At 47.3% G+C, this 338-nt stretch carries 1 protein-coding gene; it reads right to left on the bottom strand.

What is annotated here, in order from left to right; all coding sequences use genetic code 11:
• Positions 1-150: 150 nt before the first annotated feature.
• A complete protein-coding gene (locus ACNQ0T_RS23420; protein WP_218954741.1) occupies positions 151-330 on the bottom strand; it encodes a hypothetical protein in 180 nt (59 codons plus the stop codon).
• Between the last annotated feature and the right edge of the window lie 8 nt (positions 331-338).

Raw genomic sequence — 338 nt, forward strand, 5'->3', positions numbered from 1 at the left:
CCTTAATAGCGCTTGCTACAGTGTCATGATGTTTTTTGCTGTAAAACGACACGGTCATGTTACTCATGGTGTTTTTCCTTCTATGCTTTTCCGTAAATTGACTGAGTGGCCTGTATGTAGAGAGTGGAACAGGCCAGTACAGGTAATGCTTTACTGACCGGTAGTTTTGCCTTCCTGAGGTTCGTCTTTAGAAGACGCCCTTTTTTTCAGTCCAAAACGACCAGCAAAGTAGGCCAGCGCCAGGATGGCGTATACCTGCCAGAAAGGCCAGTCCGAAAGGAAATAGCCCATGTGGTAGGAGAGGATCAACAGCCCGATGATGGGTACCAGTAATGGGT

This window comes from Enterobacter cloacae complex sp.6700776, from assembly GCF_048284255.1.
In the GTDB taxonomy this organism is placed as follows: Bacteria; Pseudomonadota; Gammaproteobacteria; order Enterobacterales; family Enterobacteriaceae; genus Enterobacter; species Enterobacter intestinihominis.